The following is an 18,223-nucleotide window of genomic DNA, read 5'->3' on the forward strand; positions in this document are numbered from 1 at the left end:
CAACGCCGGCCTGCCCGGCGATGCTCCACGCCGTTTGTATAAAAAGCTTTATTTAACAGCTGTTTATATTTTGCGTATATAATAAACGTCAGACTACTTTCGAAATTGCAAGGGAGAACAGCCATGCGCGTACTCGTGGTTGAGGATAATGCCCTGCTGCGTCACCACCTCAAAGTTCAGCTCCAGGAGCTGGGCCATCAGGTCGATGCCGCAGAGGATGCCAAGGAAGCGGATTACTATCTGGGCGAACATCTCCCGGATATCGCCATCGTCGATCTCGGCCTGCCGGACGAAGATGGATTATCGTTGATCCGTCGCTGGCGCAGCCATGACGTGTCGCTGCCGGTGCTGGTGCTGACCGCCCGCGAAGGATGGCAGGATAAAGTCGAAGTGCTCAGCGCCGGGGCGGATGATTACGTCACCAAGCCTTTCCATATTGAAGAGGTTGCCGCCCGCATGCAGGCGCTGCTGCGCCGCAACAGCGGCCTGGCCTCGCAGGTGATCTCTCTGCCGCCGTTTCAGGTCGACCTCTCCCGCCGCGAGCTGTCGGTGAACGATCAGCCGATCAAGCTGACGGCCTTTGAGTACACGATTATGGAAACCCTGATCCGCAACCGCGGCAAAGTGGTCAGTAAAGATTCCCTGATGCTCCAGCTTTACCCGGATGCCGAACTGCGTGAAAGCCATACCATCGACGTGCTGATGGGCCGGCTGCGTAAGAAAATTCAGGCTGAATACCCGCAGGACGTCATCACCACGGTGCGCGGCCAGGGCTATCTGTTCGAACTGCGCTGATGAAGGGACTGTTGCGGCATATTTTCCCGCTGTCATTACGGGTTCGCTTCCTGCTGGCGACCGCCGGGGTGGTGCTGGTGCTCTCCCTGGCCTATGGCATGGTGGCGCTGGTGGGCTACAGCGTCAGCTTCGATAAAACCACCTTCCGTCTGCTGCGCGGCGAGAGCAATCTCTTTTATATGCTGGCCAAATGGGAGAACGGCGCCATTGATGTCGATATCCCGGAAAATCTGAATATGGAAAGCCCGACGGTGACCCTTATTTACGATGAGAAGGGCAAACTACTGTGGGCGCAGCGCGATGTCCCCTGGCTGACGAAGCGCATTCAACCGGATTGGTTGAAACGCAATGGCTTCCATGAAATTGAAGCCGATGTCGACAGCAGCAGTATGCTGTTGCGCAATAACCATGAGGTTCAGGAACAGCTGGACGCCATCCGCGAACAGGGCGACGATTCGGAGATGACCCACTCGGTGGCGATCAACTTCTACCCAGCCACCAGCAAAATGCCCCAGCTCAGTATCGTGGTGGTCGACACCATCCCGGTGGAGCTCAAGCGCAGCTATATGGTGTGGAGCTGGTTTATCTACGTGCTGGCCGCCAACCTGTTGCTGGTGATCCCCCTGCTGTGGGTCGCCGCCTGGTGGAGCCTGCGCCCCATCGAGTCGCTGGCCAAAGAGGTGCGCGAGCTGGAGGAACATCACCGCGAGAAGCTCAATCCCAACACCACCCGCGAGCTGACCCGACTGGTGAGCAACCTTAACCGGCTGGTTCGCAGCGAGCGTGAACGCTATGACAAATACCGCACCACCCTCACCGATCTCACCCACAGCCTGAAAACGCCGCTGGCGGTGATGCAGAGCACGTTGCGCTCGCTGCGCGGCGAGAAGATCAGCGTCGACGAGGCGGAGCCAGTGATGCTGGAGCAGATCAGCCGCATTTCGCAGCAGATTGGTTACTATTTGCATCGCGCCAGCATGCGCAGCGGCGGTACCCTGCTGAGCCGGGAACTACACCCGATCGCCCCGCTGCTCGACAGCCTGACCTCCGCCCTCAATAAGGTCTATCAGCGCAAGGGGGTCAATATCTCGCTCGACATCTCGCCGGAGATCAGTTTTGTCGGCGAGCAGAACGATTTTATGGAAGTGATGGGCAACGTTCTCGATAACGCCTGTAAGTACTGTCTGGAGTTCGTGGAGGTTTCCGTGCGCCAGACCACCGACAGTCATCTGCACATCCTGGTGGAAGACGATGGGCCGGGGATCCCACCGAGCCAGCGCCGCGCCGTCTTCGACCGCGGCCAGCGGGCGGATACTCTGCGTCCCGGCCAGGGGGTGGGGCTCTCCGTCGCCCGGGAAATCGTCGAACAATATGACGGGGAGATCATCGCCGGCGAGAGCCTGCTCGGCGGCGCCTGCATGGAGGTGGTGTTTGGCCGCCAGCTGATGGAAGATAAAGAGAGTTAATCGTTGAGTTTTTTCACGGCGCCTGCATCGCCGGGGCGCCGCATCCGTTATAATCCCTGTCAGACACCTGCAGTGGAATATCAATATGGATTATCAATTAACGCTTAACTGGCCCGACTTTATCGAACGCTACTGGCAAAAACGGCCGGTGGTATTGAAGCGCGGCTTCGCCAATTTTATCGACCCGCTGAGCCCGGACGAACTGGCTGGACTGGCCATGGAGAGCGAGGTCGATAGCCGCCTTGTCAGCCATCAGGATGGAAAATGGCAGGTCAGTCACGGTCCCTTCGAAAGCTACGATCACCTGAGCGAAAACAACTGGTCCCTGCTGGTGCAGGCGGTTAACCACTGGCATGAGCCGTCTGCGGCGCTAATGCACCCGTTCCGCGCCCTGCCGGACTGGCGTATCGACGACCTGATGATCTCCTTCTCAGTACCGGGCGGCGGCGTCGGCCCGCATCTGGATCAGTATGATGTGTTTATCATTCAGGGCACAGGCCGTCGACGCTGGCGCGTCGGGGAAAAAGTGCCGATGAAACAGCACTGCCCGCATCCGGACCTGCTGCAGGTTGACCCCTTCGAGGCGATCATCGATGAAGAGATGGAGCCGGGGGATATTCTCTATATTCCGCCAGGATTCCCGCATGAGGGGTATTCGCTGGAAAACTCGCTCAACTATTCGGTCGGCTATCGCGCGCCGAATGCCCGCGAGTTGTTCAGCGGATTTGCCGACTACGTTCTCCAGCGCGAACTGGGCAGCCAGCGCTACGCCGATCCGGACGTGCCGTCGCGCGACCATCCGGCGGATATTTTACCGGCCGAACTCGACCGCCTGCGCGAGATGATGCTGGGGCTGATTAACCAACCGGAGCACTTTAAGCAGTGGTTCGGCGAGTTTATCACCCAGTCGCGTCATGAACTTGACGTCGCGCCGCCGGAGCCGCCTTATCAGCCTGACGAGATTTATGATGCCCTGCAGCAGGGCGATACCCTGGAACGCCTTGGCGGCCTGCGGGTGCTGCGCATTGACGGCGAGGTGTTCGTCAATGGCGAGAAGATCAACTCCCCGCACCGTCCGGCGCTGGACGCCTTAGCTACCCACCTGACGCTGCGCGCCGACCATTTTGGCGATGCGCTGGAAGATCCTTCCTTCCTCGCCATGCTGGCGGCGCTGGTCAACAGCGGCTACTGGTTCTTTGGCGACTGAGTCTCCATCCTGCCCGGCGGCGCTGCGCTTGCCGGGCCTACGGGTTCTGTAGTCACCGGCTGGACCGTAGGCCGGATAAGGCGAAGCCGCCATCCGGCATCTTATGCGACAAGCAGAATGACCGGCCTGGTTGCGAAGGTTATTTCCCTGTTCGTGCCGCCGTCAGCTCGGCGATACGCACGATCACCTGCACCGCTTTCTCCATCCCTTCCAGGGTGACAAACTCATGTTTGCCGTGATAGTTGTAGCCGCCGGTAAACAGGTTCGGGCACGGCAGTCCCATAAACGAGAGCTGCGCGCCGTCGGTACCGCCGCGGATCGGTTTCATCTGCGGTTCGATATCGCAGTCCACCATCGCCTGGCGGGCAATATCGACCACGTGCGGGTGGGCAATCACCTGCTCATGCATGTTGTAATAACTGTCCTCGATCACCAGCTCGATATAGCAGTCCGGGTGCAGCCCCTTGCCCACCTTTTTGGCGATCTCCATCATCTTGCGCTTGCGCGCCTCAAAGTGCTTGCGGTCAAAATCGCGGATGATGTAGTGCATCTCGGCCCGATCGACGCTGCCTTTGATGCTGGTGAGGTGATAAAAGCCTTCATAGCCTTCTGTGGTCTCCGGCGCCTCGTCGGCCGGCACTTCGGCATGAATGCGCGCGGCCAGCGACAGCGCGTTGACCATCACCCCTTTCGCGGTGCCGGGGTGCACGTTGTTGCCGACGATCTTAATGGTCACCGAGGCGGCATTGAAATTTTCAAACTCCAGTTCGCCGACCCCGCCGCCATCTACGGTGTAGGCCCAGCGGGCGTCAAAGGCCTCGACGTCGAAATGCTTCGCCCCTTTTCCCACCTCTTCATCGGGGGTGAAGGCCACGCGGATATCGCCGTGGGGGATGTTTTTCGCCTGCAGGGTCGCCAGCGCGGTCATGATTTCGGCGATGCCGGCCTTGTCGTCCGCCCCCAGCAGCGTCTTCCCGTCGGTGGTGATCAGCGTCTGCCCCAAAAGCTGATGCAAAACCGGGAACATCACCGGAGAGAGCACCTCATCGCCAATGCCGAGCGCGATATCGCCGCCGCGATAGTTTTCGACAATCTGCGGGTTAACGTTTTTGCCGCTGAAATCCGGGGAGGTGTCGACGTGAGAGATAAAGCCGATGGCCGGGATATCGCCCTCAACGTTGGCGGGCAGGGTTCCCATTACCGTCCCTTTTTCACTCAGCGTTACCTTGACCAGTCCCATTTCTTCCAGCTGCGCCTGCAACAGGCGTAACAGCTTCCACTGCCCTTCCGTGCTGGGGACCTGACGAACGCCAGGCTTCGACTGCGTGTCCAAAGAAACGTACTGCAAAAAACGCTCAAGCAATTTATCCATGTAGCCACCCTCTTCTTTTGTGACAACATTATTGATAAGCCAGAAAAGACAAATATTGCGTCAGGTCATTTTTAGCCCGTAAAGCGAAATTTAATAACGGAACCGACGTTATGGTGTAAAGGTAGACTATGCGGGCGTATCAAGGATTGGCGATTACCCTCGTTTGCCGTAGAATGCTGGCCCTTATTAAAAACGTGCAACCCCAAAGGTGGTTAATCACAAACCCCGCAGCGGCCGGAAATTTCCGTTGCGTCTACATGGGACAGAGTCAAAAATTGAATATACAACCGCGTTCGCGTTCGCCGCTGGTGCATCTGGCGGGAATTCGCAAGAGCTTTGATGGTAAAACGGTCATCGATAACCTTAACCTGACCATCAACAATGGTGAGTTTCTCACCCTGCTTGGCCCCTCTGGCTGCGGTAAAACCACCGTTCTGCGCCTTATTGCCGGCCTGGAAAACGTCGACAGCGGACGGATCCATCTCGAAGATCACGATATCACTCATGTTCCGGCGGAAAACCGCCACGTTAATACCGTATTCCAAAGCTACGCCCTGTTTCCGCATATGACGGTGTTCGAGAACGTCGCCTTTGGCCTGCGGATGCAGAAAACCCCGGCGGCGGAAATCACACCGCGGGTGATGGATGCCTTAAAGATGGTGCAGCTGGAGGCCTTTGCCCAGCGCAAACCGCACCAGCTCTCCGGCGGCCAGCAGCAGCGCGTGGCCATCGCCCGCGCGGTGGTCAACAAACCGCGCCTGCTGCTGCTCGATGAGTCCCTTTCGGCGCTGGATTACAAGCTGCGCAAGCAGATGCAGAACGAACTGAAAGCGCTGCAGCGTAAGCTCGGCATCACCTTCGTCTTCGTCACTCACGACCAGGAAGAGGCCCTGACCATGTCCGATCGCATCGTGGTGATGCGTGATGGCAAAATTGAGCAGGACGGCACCCCGCGCGAGATCTACGAAGAGCCAAAAAACCTGTTCGTCGCCAGCTTTATCGGCGAGATCAATATCTTCGACGCCACGGTCATTGAACGCCTCGACGAACAGCGCGTGCGGGCCAGCGTGGAAGGGCGTGAATGCAACATCACCGTCAATTTTGCGGTGGAGGCCGGCCAGCGCCTGCATGTCCTGCTGCGCCCGGAAGATCTGCGCGTCGATGAGATCCACCACAACAGCGACGCCGACGGCCTGATAGGCTATGTCCGCGAGCGCAACTATAAGGGCATGACCCTCGAGTCGGTGGTGGAGCTGGAAAACGGCAAAATGGTGATGGTCAGCGAATTCTTTAACGAAGACGACCCGGATTTCGACCACTCTCTTGATCAGAAAATGTCTATCAATTGGGTAGAGAGCTGGGAGGTGGTGCTGGCCGATGAAGAACACCAGTAAATTCCAGAATGTGGTGATCGCCACCATCGTTGGTTGGCTGGTGCTGTTTGTCTTTCTGCCCAACCTGATGATCATCGCCACCAGCTTCCTGACCCGCGACGACGCTAACTTCGTCAAGCTGGTCTTCACGCTGGACAACTACTCGCGGCTGCTGGATCCGCTCTATTACGACGTGCTGCTGCATTCGCTGAACATGGCGCTGCTGGCGACCCTCGCCTGCCTGGCGCTGGGCTACCCGTTTGCGTGGTTCCTTGCCCGGCTGCCGCAGAAGGTGCGCCCCCTGCTGCTGTTCCTGCTGATCGTTCCCTTCTGGACCAACTCGTTGATCCGCATCTACGGGCTGAAGATTTTCCTCAGCACCAAAGGCTACCTTAACGAGTTTCTCCTGTGGCTGGGAGTGATCGACACGCCGATACGCATTATGTTCACCCCGTCGGCGGTGATTATCGGCCTGGTATACATCCTGCTGCCGTTTATGGTGATGCCGCTCTACTCCAGCATTGAGAAACTGGACCGTCCGCTGCTGGAAGCGGCGAAAGATCTCGGCGCCAGCAAGCTGCAGACGTTTATCCGCATCATCATTCCGCTAACCATGCCGGGGATCATCGCCGGCTGCCTGCTGGTGATGTTGCCGGCGATGGGGCTATTCTACGTTTCCGACCTGATGGGCGGCGCCAAGAACCTGCTGATCGGCAACGTGATCAAGAGCCAGTTCCTCAATATTCGCGACTGGCCGTTCGGCGCGGCAACCAGCATTACCTTAACCCTGGTGATGGGCCTGATGCTGTTGATTTACTGGCGCGCGGCGCGCCTGCTGAATAAAAAGGTGGAGCTGGAATGATCGGTCGACTGCTGCGCGGCGGCTTTATGACCGCTATCTACGCGTATCTCTACATCCCTATTATTATCCTGATCGTTAACTCATTTAACCGGTCGCGCTTCGGCATCAACTGGCAGGGGTTCACCACCGACTGGTATAGCCTGCTGATGAACAACGATAGCCTGCTGCAGGCCGCCCAGCACTCGCTGACCATGGCGGTGCTTTCGGCGACCTTCGCCACCCTTATCGGCTCGCTGACCGCCGTGGCGCTGTATCGCTATCGCTTTCGCGGCAAACCGTTCGTTAGCGGTATGCTGTTTGTAGTGATGATGTCGCCAGATATTGTCATGGCTATCTCCCTGCTGGTGCTGTTTATGCTGATTGGCGTCCAGCTTGGCTTCTGGTCGCTGCTGTTTTCGCATATCACCTTTTGCCTGCCGTTTGTGGTGGTCACCGTATACTCCCGGCTGAAAGGCTTTGACGTGCGGATGCTGGAGGCGGCGAAAGATCTGGGCGCCAGCGAGATGACCATCCTGCGTAAAATCATCCTACCGCTGGCCCTGCCGGCGGTGGCCGCCGGGTGGCTGCTGAGCTTCACGCTGTCGATGGATGACGTGGTGGTCTCCTCGTTCGTCACCGGTCCGGGGTATGAAATCCTGCCGCTGAAGATCTATTCGATGGTGAAGGTCGGCGTTTCGCCAGAGGTGAACGCCCTGGCAACGATACTGTTGGTTCTGTCGCTGGTGATGGTCATCGCCAGTCAGTTAATTGCACGTGATAAAACTCAGGGGACGTTAAAATGAAAAAATGGTCACGCCACCTGCTCGCGGCGGGCGCTCTGGCAATCGGCATGAGCGCTGCCCACGCGGACGACAGCAAAACGCTCTACTTCTACAACTGGACCGAATATGTGCCGCCGGGCCTGCTGGAGCAGTTCACCAAAGAGACCGGCATCAAGGTTATTTACTCGACCTACGAGTCGAACGAAACCATGTACGCCAAGCTCAAGACCTATAAAGACGGAGCGTACGATCTGGTCGTCCCGTCGACCTACTTCGTCGACAAGATGCGCAAAGAAGGTATGCTGCAGAAGATCGATAAGAGCAAGCTGACTAACTTCAGCAACCTCGATCCGCAGATGCTGAACAAACCGTTCGACCCGAATAACGACTACTCCATCCCCTACATCTGGGGGGCGACGGCTATCGGCGTCAACAGCGACGCTATCGATCCGAAAACCGTCACCAGCTGGGCCGACCTGTGGAAACCGGAATACAAAAGTAGCCTGCTGCTAACCGACGACGCGCGCGAAGTGTTCCAGATGGCGCTGCGTAAGCTGGGTTATTCCGGCAACACGACCGACCCGAAAGAGATTGAAGCCGCCTATAACGAGCTGAAAAAACTGATGCCCAACGTCGCGGCGTTTAACTCCGATAACCCGGCGAACCCGTATATGGAAGGCGAAGTGAACCTCGGGATGGTATGGAACGGCTCGGCTTACGTCGCACGCCAGGCCGGTACTCCGCTGGAAGTGATCTGGCCGAAAGAAGGCGGCATCTTCTGGATGGACAGCCTGTCGATTCCGGCAAATGCTAAGAACGTCGACGGCGCGCTGAAGCTGATTAACTTCCTGCTGCGCCCGGATGTTGCCAAACAGGTCGCGGAAACCATCGGCTACCCCACGCCAAACCTGGCGGCGCGCAAAATGCTCAGCCCGGCAGTGGCCAACGATAAATCGCTCTATCCGGACGCCGCCACCATCGAAAAAGGCGAATGGCAGAATGACGTCGGCAGCGCCAGCGCCATTTATGAAGAGTATTACCAGAAGCTGAAAGCGGGCCGCTAATCCCGCAGGGCGGAACCACGGTTCCGCCCTTTTTTCCCCTCAGTTTAGCCTCTCAGCGCGCGCCAGAGGATCGCCGGCAGCTTGCGCCAGCGCGGCCGATGGTAAAAATCCACCAGCCGCTGCGCCACCGCTTCCTGCCCCCGGTGGGTAATAAACCAGGGCGGCAAAGGCATCAGCGTCAGTTCGCCATGCAACAGACTGCGCGGAAACGGCCGAAACGGCGCCTCAATCACCGTGCGCTCGGCTTTCTCCAGCATAAAGCTGTTATGCACCTTGCCCCGCCCGCTCTGAATATCGTCGAGCGTATGGCCAGGAAACGCCCCCCACGGGCAAGGGGCTAACAGGAAGGCCACCCCGCTCCAGCAGTTGATCGCCACCGTGCCGTAGCGCAGCTCGGCGATCAGCGCGTTAAAACGCTTACGCCCTATCGCTTTACGGGTGCGCGGGTGGATCACAATATTGGCTCCCAGCGTGCCCTGCAGCCGCTGATTGGCATAGCCGATCGCCTGACGCAGAAAGCTTTCCGCGCTGTCGGCCTCAAGGCGGGTGATCGACAGCCCCGGACCAAAGACCTCCTGCTGGCAGAAGTCGGGGTCATCCTCGGTGTTCGCCACAATCAACGGCAGCGCATCGCCGCGCGCTATCTCCAGCGGCTGGCGGGCGCGCAGGCGAAAGTTAGTCAACCGGTTTTCCGCACCGGGGTAATAGTCCTGGCGGGTATTGGCGGCGATCAGCCGGTACAGCTGGTTAAGCAGGGCCGACGCCGGCTCCCAGCCCTGCTGCAGGATCAGCACCTGGCTGGCCACGCAGTTAAACCCGCCGTTGTTCATTTTCTGCGTCGCCAGCTGCTGCGCCTGAAAAGCGATATCCGCCTCGCTCCATGGCCCGGGGACGATAATGGTGGGGCTGACCCCGCCCAGCTCTGAGGTCACCCGGCGCGGGTTCAGCGGCATCCCGGCGGCCCGACGCTGGCGAGCGGCCTCACCGTCGCCCCAGACGATGGCGTCATGGCTCTCCCGCGATCCGGTGATATGGATCTCATCGACAGCGGGATGGGTGGTCAGCCACGCCCCCGCCCGGGCGTCGCCGGTGACGATGCGGAGCGCATCCATGGCGATCAGCGGCGCCAGAGCCTGAGCCAGCAGATCGTGCAGATAATCATTCACCGGGTTGAGCTTCAGCAGGCAGACCTGATTTTCAATAAACAGCTTGTGTAACACGTCCAGCGGCGCGATAGAGGCCACATTTCCGGCGCCGAGCACCAGCGCCAGCTTGCCCTGCCGCGCGGCCGGCGGGATGTCGTATGCGGCTGCCGCGCAGCGATCGAGATTGGCCCGGGTGACTCCCGGCTGCATCCAAATTTCAGCGCGAATACCGGAGAGCAGCAACCGATCCCAGAGCGTGCCGGGCACCACCCGCAGCGCCAGCCGGCCGTCCGCCAGCGTCCTCAGCGGGATCCGCCGCAGAAAGGTTTTCTCCTCCAGTTGCTCCAGGGTGGTGATAAGCCCGTTGCAGCCGACCATTAGCGCGCAGGGGCCCGCCAGCCATTCTTCGCCCGTCAGCGGATCCCCCGGCGGCAGCCCTTTAGCCCTCGCCGCCGCCTCCACCCACGCCGGCGCTATGCTGGCCAGGGCATCCTTGATCTGGCGCAGGAGCGCCAGACGACGGTTCACTGAGGTTTCCGCCCAGCGCTGGCGCGCCGCCGACAAGGCGTGCAGCGCTGCGTCATACTGAGAGCAGGTCGTCAGACCGGGTCGCGCGTGGCTCATTGTCCCTCACTCATTAAAATTTCCCCGTAGGCCTGGCGCAGCTGGTTTTTAAGCACCTTACCCGTGGCGCTGACCGGTAGCGCATCGACAAATATCACCCGATCCGGGATCTGCCACTTGGGCACCCGTTTCTCAAACCAGGCCAGCAGATCGCTCTCCTCCACTTCCCCCCCTTCCGCACGGACGCACAGCAGCACCGGCCGTTCGTCCCAGCGCGGGTGGCGGGCGGCGATGGCCGCCGCGCTGCGTACCGCCGGATGCGCGATGGCAATATTCTCCAGCTCAACGGTGGAGATCCACTCGCCACCGGACTTGATAATATCCTTTGCCCGATCGCTGATCACCAGATAACCATTGGCGTCGAGCGTACCGATATCGCCGGTATCAAACCAGCCTGCCGCGGTCAGGGCGCTTTCGTCCTGACCATAGTATTGCTCTACCACCCAGTGCCCCCTCACCTGCAGATACCCCTGACTTTGACCATCCCGGGGCAACGGTTCGCCATCCACGTCGACCACCTGCAGCTCGATGCCAAAAATAGGCCGCCCCTGACCGGTACGCTGCTTTTGCTGCTCCTGTGCCGGGAGGGCGTCATGTTTGCTCAACAGCGTGTTGATGGTGCCGATAGGCGATGTTTCGGTCATTCCCCAGGCGTGGGTCAGCGCAATGCCGTAATCGCGCTGAAAGGCCTCGGCCATCGACGGCGGCAGCGCGGAGCCACCAACCAGCGCACGTTTGAATTCAGGCATTCTCACGTCTGTCCGACGCATCGCCGCCAGCAAGCCGGCCCAGATCACCGGTACGCCAAACCCCACGGTTACTTTCTCGGCAGCCAGCAGCTGCAGCAGGCTGTCGCCATCGAGGTGCGGCCCCGGCAGCACCAGCCGCGCCCCGACCATGGCGGCGATAAACGGCGTCCCCCACGCGTTGACATGGAACATCGGCACCACCGGCAACAGACTGTCCCTGGCCGATATCCCGGCGGCGTCCGGCTGATTGCCGCTCAAAGCGTGCAGGACCAGCGAACGATGGGTATTCAACACCCCTTTCGGCCGGCCAGTGGTTCCCGAGGTATAGCAGAGCGAGGCCGGCGTCAGTTCATTCAACTGCGGCCAGCGATAGTTTGCCATTCCCTGCTGCAACAGATCGTCATAAAACAGCAATGAGGGCAGCTGGCTGAGCGCCGCTTCGCTGCGCGGCTCCATCAGCACGAGGTGTTTCACCGTCGGCAGCTGCGCCTGCAGCTGCGCTACCAGCGGCAAAAAGGTCTGATCAAAGAACAGCACTTCGTCGGCAGCGTCGTTGAGGATATACAGTAGATGGTCAACCGACAGCCGCGGATTGACGGTATGCGTTACCCAGCCGCCGGAGGCGACGGCAAAATAGATCTCCAGGTGGCGACGGTTGTTCCATGCGAGGGTGGCGCAGCGGGCGCCCGGTGGCAGCCCCAATGATGCCAGCGCCGACGCCAGCCGCTGAGCGCGGCAGGCCACCTCCCCCCAGCTGCTGCGCTCCTTCTCACCGCCAGCGCTCACCGAGACGATCTCGGTCTCGCTGTGGTATTGCGCCGCATGGCTGAGCAGCGCGGTGGTGGTAAGATCCTGATAAATCATCGGTGACGGCATGGCGGGGTCTCCTTTGCAGACTTCCGGGCGGGGGAACAGGGTCGCGGCGCGAACGTGCGGACGCCTATTGAATCTGGTCTACATTTGCCGGTATGCACAAAAAAACGTACAGAAATCAGCGGTCACGCACAAAATAGAGTAGGGAATCGCTCAGAAAGGAGAAGCCGAGAATGGCAGGATGGAGGTCATTGCCCGGCGCCGGTCCGGGCGATATCGTCAGAGCGACCGCCGGGGGCTGACGGTAGCCAGGAGAAAGTTATGCGCGTCTCAGGGGGAAGCGGATCAGCATCGTCCGCCGTCGCGCTGGTCTTTGCCCTTCCCTTTTGCGGCTCGCCGCTGCAAAACACGCTCCATGATGCCGACAACGCCGTTGAGGGGTTTCCACAGCGCCACCAGCAGCAGCAACGGGCCGTATATTCGCACACCACCCTTCGCGGCCTGACCGGTGAACAGCAGGGCTAAACCATCCAGCAGCAGGCACAATGCGCTGCCGGTGCCGACGAACAGACACAGCAGGAAGAGGATCGGTCGGCTGTCGGCGTGTAGCGGTAAAGCACGCTGGCTCCAGACGCCAACGAGAATGGCCGCGAACAACATGATCGCTTCGATAACCAGCGGATTATGCATGGTCTGACTCCTGTCATGACGTGACATCCTTGTCAGCAGCGCTGCCGGAGGCGGCGGGCGTCGCCCTCGTCCCCGGCAGGCTGCTTCAGTTTACAGCGCGTTTTCCTGTAGCAGCTTATCGATAAAGGCGGGCACCACTTCGCTCGCCAGTCCGTAGTGCTTTTCGGCAAACTCGCTGCCCACCTGGCTGGGCTCCAGGTTCAGTTCAACGGTGTGGGCGCCGTGCAGCCGCGCCTCGTGCACAAAGCCGGCCGCCGGATAAACGTGGCCGGAGGTGCCGATGGCGATAAAGATATCCGCTTCGGCCAGCGCGCTGTAGATCTCGTCCATCCCCAGCGGCATTTCGCCAAACCAGACCACGTGGGGACGCAGCGCCGCCGGGAACTGGCAGCAGTGGCACTTGTCCTCTGCGGTGACGTCGCCGGTCCACTCCAGTACCTGGCCACTCCACGAACAGCGCACCTTCAGCAGCTCGCCGTGCATATGGATCACCCGGCGGTTGCCGGCGCGTTCGTGCAGATTATCGATATTCTGGGTGACCAGCAGAAAATGGTCGCCCAGCAGATCCTCCAGACGCGCCAGCGCCAGATGCGCCGCGTTCGGCGCGATCTCCGGACTCTGCAGCTGACGACGGCGGGCGTTGTAGAACGCCTGCACCAGCGCCGGGTCGCGGGCAAAACCTTCCGGCGTCGCCACATCTTCCACCCGATGCTCTTCCCACAGGCCATCGGCCGCGCGGAAAGTTTTGATCCCCGACTCCGCCGATATCCCCGCGCCGGTTAACACCACCACTCTCGGTTTGGCCATCGCTTCAGGCTTCATCCTGTCCTCCCTAAAGAAAATCCGCTGACGCAGACGGTCACGCAACTGACGTTTATTGCGACGAAAACGGCTCAATCGATGTAAACGGCGCGACTGCATAGCTACCTCTGTGATTAATGAGTCAGATGAAGGAAGGCCGCACCGCGCATTCCCCCGGCATCGCCGTGGCGCGCGCGCTCAATGCGCGGTACCCTGGCGACCGGCAGAAGATGGCGCGGTAATCGCTGCGCCAGCCCTTCGCTAATGGCCGTAAAGTTAGATAATCCACCGCCGAGCACCAGCAAATCCGGGTCGACAATGGTCAGTATATTCCCCAGACACACCGCCAGCAGATCGAGATAGCGCTCTACGTGCGCCTGGGCGCGCGGATCGTGCTGCTGCCACTGCGCCACAATCTCCGGCGAGGTGAGCGGTTGCTGATAAAAATGTTCATACAGCCAGGCAAAACCGCGGCCGGAGAGATAATTTTCAATGCAGCCCAGCTGGCCGCAGCCGCAGCGAAGCAGCGGAAAATCACGCCCGACCACCTCCAGGGCATCCACCGGCAGACGAATATGACCAAACTCGCCGGTGATATAGCTATGTCCGGTAATCGATTTACCGTTCAACACCAGGCCGCCGCCCACGCCGGTGCCGAGGATCAGCCCCATCACCAGCGGGTATTGCGTAAACTCATCGTCCCACGCTTCCGACAGCGCGAAGCAGTTGGCGTCATTATCGAGGCGCACATCGCGCCCCAGCCGCGCGCTGAGGTCGGCGCGCAGCGGCCGGCCGCTGGCGGCAGGCACGTTAGCGGCATACAGCGTGCCGTCCGCCGTTTCCGGCATCCCCGGGATACCGATCCCAACCGACCCCTGCTGGTCGAAGCGCTCATCGGCCTCGCGGACCAGCGCCTCTACCGCCTGAAGAAAATCCTCATAACTGCTTTTCGGCGTGGCGACGCGTTTTTCCCACTGCAGTCGCCGCTCCTGATTAAATACGCCCAGCGCTATCTTGCTGCCGCCAATGTCAAATCCATAGTACATTTCAGCAATTCCTCTTGTGTCGTCAGCCAGGCCGACGATGACGATAAATTACTGGCCACTCAGCACCCTCGCCGGGTCGATACGGCTGGCGCGGCGGGCGGGATACCAGCTGGCCAGCAAACTCAGCAACAGTGCTGTCACCAGCACATAAAAGACGTCCAGCCAGTGCAGTTCTGACGGCAGGAAGTCAATAAAATAGATGTCGCCGGAGAGGAATTTATGCCCAATCAGGTATTCGATGCCGTTGATGATTGACGTCAGGTTCAACGCGCAGATCACGCCGATCACCACCCCAAACAGGCTGCCTACCGATCCGGCTAATAAACCATACCACACGAAAATCGCGCGAATTAAGCCGTCTTTTGCGCCAAGCGTGCGCAGCACCGCAATATCGCCGCTTTTGTCTTTGACCGCCATCACCAGCGTCGAGACGATATTGAAGCAGGCCACGCCGATCACCAGCACCATCGCCAGGTACATAATGGCGCGGATCATCTGGATATCGCGATACATATAGCCGTAGGTGCCGATCCAGCTCTTGATATAGACGTAGCTGTTGGTCACCTCGCCGGCGTCGCGCACCAGCTTGTTAGCATGGAAAACGTCGGTGACCTTGATGGCGATGCCGGTCACGCTGCCGCCCATCTCCAGGTACTGCTGCGCATCCTGCATCGGGATCATGGCAAAACTATGATCGAGCTGGCCGCTCAGCTGCAAAATACCTGTCACATGCAGCCTGACGCGTTTCGGCTGCAGCAGCTGATGGTCGGCGTCGGCGTTAGGGATCATGATCGACACCCAGTCTCCCTGCTTCACGTGCAGCGCATCAGCGACGCCTTTACCCAGAATCACCTGCTGTTCACCGGCCTTGAAGCCGGCCCACGCGTTATTCTGCACAAAGGTGGGCAGCGCGCTGAGCCGGGTTTCCTGCTGCGGGTCGACCCCTTTCACCTGGATGGCGCGCATATTGCTGCCGCTTTCCACCAGGCCGGTGAAGTTAATATAGGGCGCCGCGGCGACTATCCCCTTCACTTTCTGCACCTTAGCCAGCGCCTCCTGCCAGTTATTCCACGGCTGGTTCACGGGTTCGATTTCACCGTGCGGCACCACCGCCAACACGCGGTTATTCAGCTCGCGCTCAAAGCCGTTCATCGCGCTGAGGCCGACGATCAGCACTGCCACCCCCAGCGCAATACCGATGGTGGAGATCACCGAGATCAGCGACACCATGCCGCCGCGCCGCCGGCCGCGGCTGAAACGCAATGCAATCAGTAACGATAACGGAGAGGCCATTACTCGGCCCCCATCAGGGTCAGGTCGGCGGTCAGGCGGCCATCGCGCATCTCCAGCTGGCGGCTCATCCGCTTCGCCAGCTGCAGGTCGTGGGTCACCACCAGAAACGCGGTGCGCTGCGCGAGGTTCAGTTCGCCCAGCAGCTGGAAGATGCTGTCGGCGTTGCGAGCGTCGAGGTTACCGGTCGGCTCATCCGCCAATACCAGTCGCGGTTTGTTCACCAGCGCGCGGGCAATCGCCACCCGCTGGCGTTCGCCACCGGAGAGTTCCGACGGACGGTGATGGCTGCGGTGTTCAAGCCCGACCGCCTGCAGCATCGCTTTCGCCTGGCGTTCAATGTCCGCCGGCTTCTTTTTGCCAATCAGCAGCGGCATCGCCACGTTTTCCAGTGCGCTAAAGTCCGGCAGCAGATGGTGGAACTGATAGATAAAGCCCAGCTCGCGGTTACGCAGGTCGGCGCGCGCGGCGGTGGAGAGCTTGCTCATCGGCTGGCCGGAGAAAATCACGTCGCCAGAGGTGGGGGTATCGAGGCCGCCCAGCAGATGCAGCAGGGTACTTTTGCCGGAGCCGGAGGTACCGACGATGGCCATCATCTCGCCTTCATCAATGCTGAAGCTGACATTGTGCAGGACATCGGTTTGCACATTGCCTTCCTGATAGCGTTTGCACAGGTTGTCGCATTGCAGCAGGATCTTATTCATAACGTAAAGCCTCAGCGGGTTGAGTGGCGGCAGCGCGCCAGGAAGGGTACAACGTAGACAACAATGCCAGCGCCATCGCCACCAGGGCGATAACGACGACCTGCAGCGGCTCAATCGCCACCGGCAGCGCCGCGCCGTCAAGGAAGGCGCCGATGATCGGCATTAAATTATTCAACTGGCTGGCCAGCAGCGCACCAAGCACCGCTCCCAGCAGCGCGCCGACGATCCCTGCGCTGGCGCCCTGCACCATGAAGACGGCCATAATCTGCCGCGGCGTCAGCCCCTGGGTCTGCAGGATCGCCACTTCGCCCTGCTTCTCCATCACCATCATCCCCAGCGAGGTAATAATGTTGAAGGCCGCGACGGCGACGATCAGGCTGAGCAGCAGGCCCATCATATTTTTCTCCATGCGCACCGCCTGGAACAGTTCACCCTTGCGCTCGCGCCAGTCCTGCCACTGGGTGCCCGGCGGCAGCGTCTGCTGGCTGAGGGTATCCACTTGCAGCGGTTTATCCAGCCACAGGCGCCAGCCGGTGATATTCCCCAGCGGATAGCGCATCAAACGGGAAGCGTCGTCGATGTTGGTCAGCATCTGATAACCATCGACTTCGCTGTTGGCAGCGAAGGTGCCGATGACCGTAAACAGGCGCTGGCTCGGCACGCGGCCCATCGGCGTAAACTGGCTGGCGGAAGGAACCATCAGGCGAATTTTATCGCCGCGATTAACCCCCAGCTGACCCGCCAGCTGCTCGCCGAGAATAACGTTATATTTACCCGCCTGCAGATCGCTCTGTTTGACGTTCACCAGATACGGGGTCAGGGGATCGTTCTGCGCCGGGTCGATGCCCAGCATGACCCCAACCGCCACGCTGCGCGCGCTCTGCAGCACCACGTCGCCGGTGGTGATCGGCGCCACCCGGGTTACGCCCTGGAGTTTCGCCTCGCGCTCCGGCAGCTGTTGGGGATTCACCGAACCCTGTTTGGCGCTAAGTATGGCCTGGGGCATCAGCCCCAGGATGTTGTTTTGCAGCTCGCGTTCAAAGCCGTTCATCACCGACAGGACCGTCACCAGCGCCATGACGCCGAGGGTAATACCGATGGTGGAAAGCCAGGAGACGAAGCGACCGAAGCGGTCGGCTGCTCGCCCACGCATATAGCGCAGGCCGATAAAGAGTGCGGCAGGTTGATACATGTCATCCATCTGGTTGCTGATAGCCGATTCCCGAGTATATAAGCGATTAGGGGCAGCGTAAATGACTGATACCTGACGACTTTATTAGCAAAAATCCTAAAACCCAAGCAAATACAAACGGATAGATAAGTACTTACTTATTTATCTTTACGCTTATCGACAGCACTGACCTTTCTTCACCCAACACGCGATGGCAATTCGGGTTGGCGAATCCAGACCAATCGCGGATAATCTCACTATTGAATATCAGCGAGTTGCCCTCCATATCG

General features: G+C 59.7%; 17 protein-coding genes. 7 read left to right on the top strand and 10 right to left on the bottom strand.

From position 1 onward, the window contains the following. The first annotated feature begins 123 nt into the window (after nt 1-123). From phoP to MKS11_RS09585, 3 genes are all read left to right on the top strand, one after another. Entirely contained in the window at nt 124-795 is a 672-nt protein-coding gene (gene phoP, locus MKS11_RS09575; protein ID WP_004206636.1) for a two-component system response regulator PhoP, read from the top strand. Then, the gene (gene phoQ / locus MKS11_RS09580; RefSeq protein WP_004206635.1) at nt 795-2,261 is read left to right on the top strand and encodes a two-component system sensor histidine kinase PhoQ; all 1,467 of its coding nucleotides are present in this window, start codon (nt 795-797) and stop codon (nt 2,259-2,261) included. The genes phoP and phoQ overlap by 1 nt, the downstream gene beginning before the upstream one ends. A gap of 85 nt (nt 2,262-2,346) precedes the next feature. Beyond that, nucleotides 2,347-3,468: a cupin domain-containing protein gene (locus MKS11_RS09585; RefSeq protein ID WP_004206634.1), complete on the top strand. Its 1,122-nt coding sequence runs from the start codon at nt 2,347-2,349 to the stop codon at nt 3,466-3,468. A gap of 139 nt (nt 3,469-3,607) precedes the next feature. Here MKS11_RS09585 and pepT read toward each other — a convergent pair whose 3' ends face one another. Beyond that, complete coding sequence (gene pepT, locus MKS11_RS09590; RefSeq protein ID WP_004206633.1) at nt 3,608-4,840, bottom strand: peptidase T; 1,233 nt, start codon at nt 4,838-4,840, stop codon at nt 3,608-3,610. A gap of 257 nt (nt 4,841-5,097) precedes the next feature. On the opposite strand from pepT, the gene potA reads away from it, so the two are divergent. The 4 genes from potA to potD are packed head-to-tail and all read left to right on the top strand — an operon-like array spanning nt 5,098 to nt 8,900. Then, nucleotides 5,098-6,234, top strand: coding sequence for a spermidine/putrescine ABC transporter ATP-binding protein PotA (gene potA / locus MKS11_RS09595; RefSeq protein WP_004150811.1), 1,137 nt, complete (start codon nt 5,098-5,100; stop codon nt 6,232-6,234). Then, nucleotides 6,218-7,075, top strand: coding sequence for a spermidine/putrescine ABC transporter permease PotB (gene potB / locus MKS11_RS09600; RefSeq protein WP_004150812.1), 858 nt, complete (start codon nt 6,218-6,220; stop codon nt 7,073-7,075). Before potA ends, potB begins: the two co-directional genes overlap by 17 nt. Further along, nucleotides 7,072-7,857 carry a spermidine/putrescine ABC transporter permease PotC gene (potC, locus tag MKS11_RS09605; RefSeq protein WP_004150813.1) on the top strand — a complete coding sequence of 262 codons (786 nt, stop codon included), beginning with the start codon at nt 7,072-7,074 and terminating at the stop codon, nt 7,855-7,857. Before potB ends, potC begins: the two co-directional genes overlap by 4 nt. Next, a complete protein-coding gene (potD, locus tag MKS11_RS09610) occupies nt 7,854-8,900 on the top strand; it encodes a spermidine/putrescine ABC transporter substrate-binding protein PotD (RefSeq protein ID WP_004206631.1) in 1,047 nt (348 codons plus the stop codon). The genes potC and potD overlap by 4 nt, the downstream gene beginning before the upstream one ends. 44 nt (nt 8,901-8,944) lie before the next feature. Here the strand turns inward: potD and MKS11_RS09615 are convergent, their stop codons facing one another. The 9 genes from MKS11_RS09615 to MKS11_RS09655 form a co-directional block, all read right to left on the bottom strand. Next, on the bottom strand, nt 8,945-10,669 hold the full coding sequence (locus MKS11_RS09615) for an aldehyde dehydrogenase family protein (RefSeq protein ID WP_087771213.1): 1,725 nt from the start codon (nt 10,667-10,669) through the stop codon (nt 8,945-8,947). Next, complete coding sequence (locus MKS11_RS09620; RefSeq protein WP_101865473.1) at nt 10,666-12,294, bottom strand: long-chain fatty acid--CoA ligase; 1,629 nt, start codon at nt 12,292-12,294, stop codon at nt 10,666-10,668. The genes MKS11_RS09615 and MKS11_RS09620 overlap by 4 nt, the downstream gene beginning before the upstream one ends. 282 nt (nt 12,295-12,576) lie before the next feature. Further along, complete coding sequence (locus MKS11_RS09625; RefSeq protein ID WP_087771211.1) at nt 12,577-12,921, bottom strand: hypothetical protein; 345 nt, start codon at nt 12,919-12,921, stop codon at nt 12,577-12,579. Nucleotides 12,922-13,011: 90 nt separating this feature from the next. Beyond that, on the bottom strand, nt 13,012-13,842 hold the full coding sequence (gene cobB, locus MKS11_RS09630) for a Sir2 family NAD+-dependent deacetylase (RefSeq protein ID WP_017898959.1): 831 nt from the start codon (nt 13,840-13,842) through the stop codon (nt 13,012-13,014). Between the two features lie 14 nt (nt 13,843-13,856). Next, nucleotides 13,857-14,768, bottom strand: a complete 912-nt coding sequence (nagK, locus tag MKS11_RS09635; RefSeq protein ID WP_032455829.1) for an N-acetylglucosamine kinase — start codon at nt 14,766-14,768, stop codon at nt 13,857-13,859. A 48-nt stretch (nt 14,769-14,816) separates the two neighbouring features. Further along, the gene (gene lolE, locus MKS11_RS09640) at nt 14,817-16,061 is read right to left on the bottom strand and encodes a lipoprotein-releasing ABC transporter permease subunit LolE (protein ID WP_008806005.1); all 1,245 of its coding nucleotides are present in this window, start codon (nt 16,059-16,061) and stop codon (nt 14,817-14,819) included. After that, nucleotides 16,061-16,762 (bottom strand): lipoprotein-releasing ABC transporter ATP-binding protein LolD, encoded by a 702-nt coding sequence (lolD, locus tag MKS11_RS09645; RefSeq protein ID WP_004204584.1) that lies wholly within the window; start codon nt 16,760-16,762, stop codon nt 16,061-16,063. The genes lolE and lolD overlap by 1 nt, the downstream gene beginning before the upstream one ends. Then, nucleotides 16,755-17,954, bottom strand: a complete 1,200-nt coding sequence (lolC, locus tag MKS11_RS09650) for a lipoprotein-releasing ABC transporter permease subunit LolC (protein ID WP_004204582.1) — start codon at nt 17,952-17,954, stop codon at nt 16,755-16,757. Before lolC ends, lolD begins: the two co-directional genes overlap by 8 nt. 133 nt (nt 17,955-18,087) lie before the next feature. Then, nucleotides 18,088-18,219 (bottom strand): hypothetical protein, encoded by a 132-nt coding sequence (locus MKS11_RS09655; RefSeq protein ID WP_020803207.1) that lies wholly within the window; start codon nt 18,217-18,219, stop codon nt 18,088-18,090. Between the last annotated feature and the right edge of the window lie 4 nt (nt 18,220-18,223).

Source organism: Klebsiella sp. K5-45, assembly GCF_030128605.1.
GTDB lineage: Bacteria > Pseudomonadota > Gammaproteobacteria > Enterobacterales > Enterobacteriaceae > Klebsiella > Klebsiella quasipneumoniae.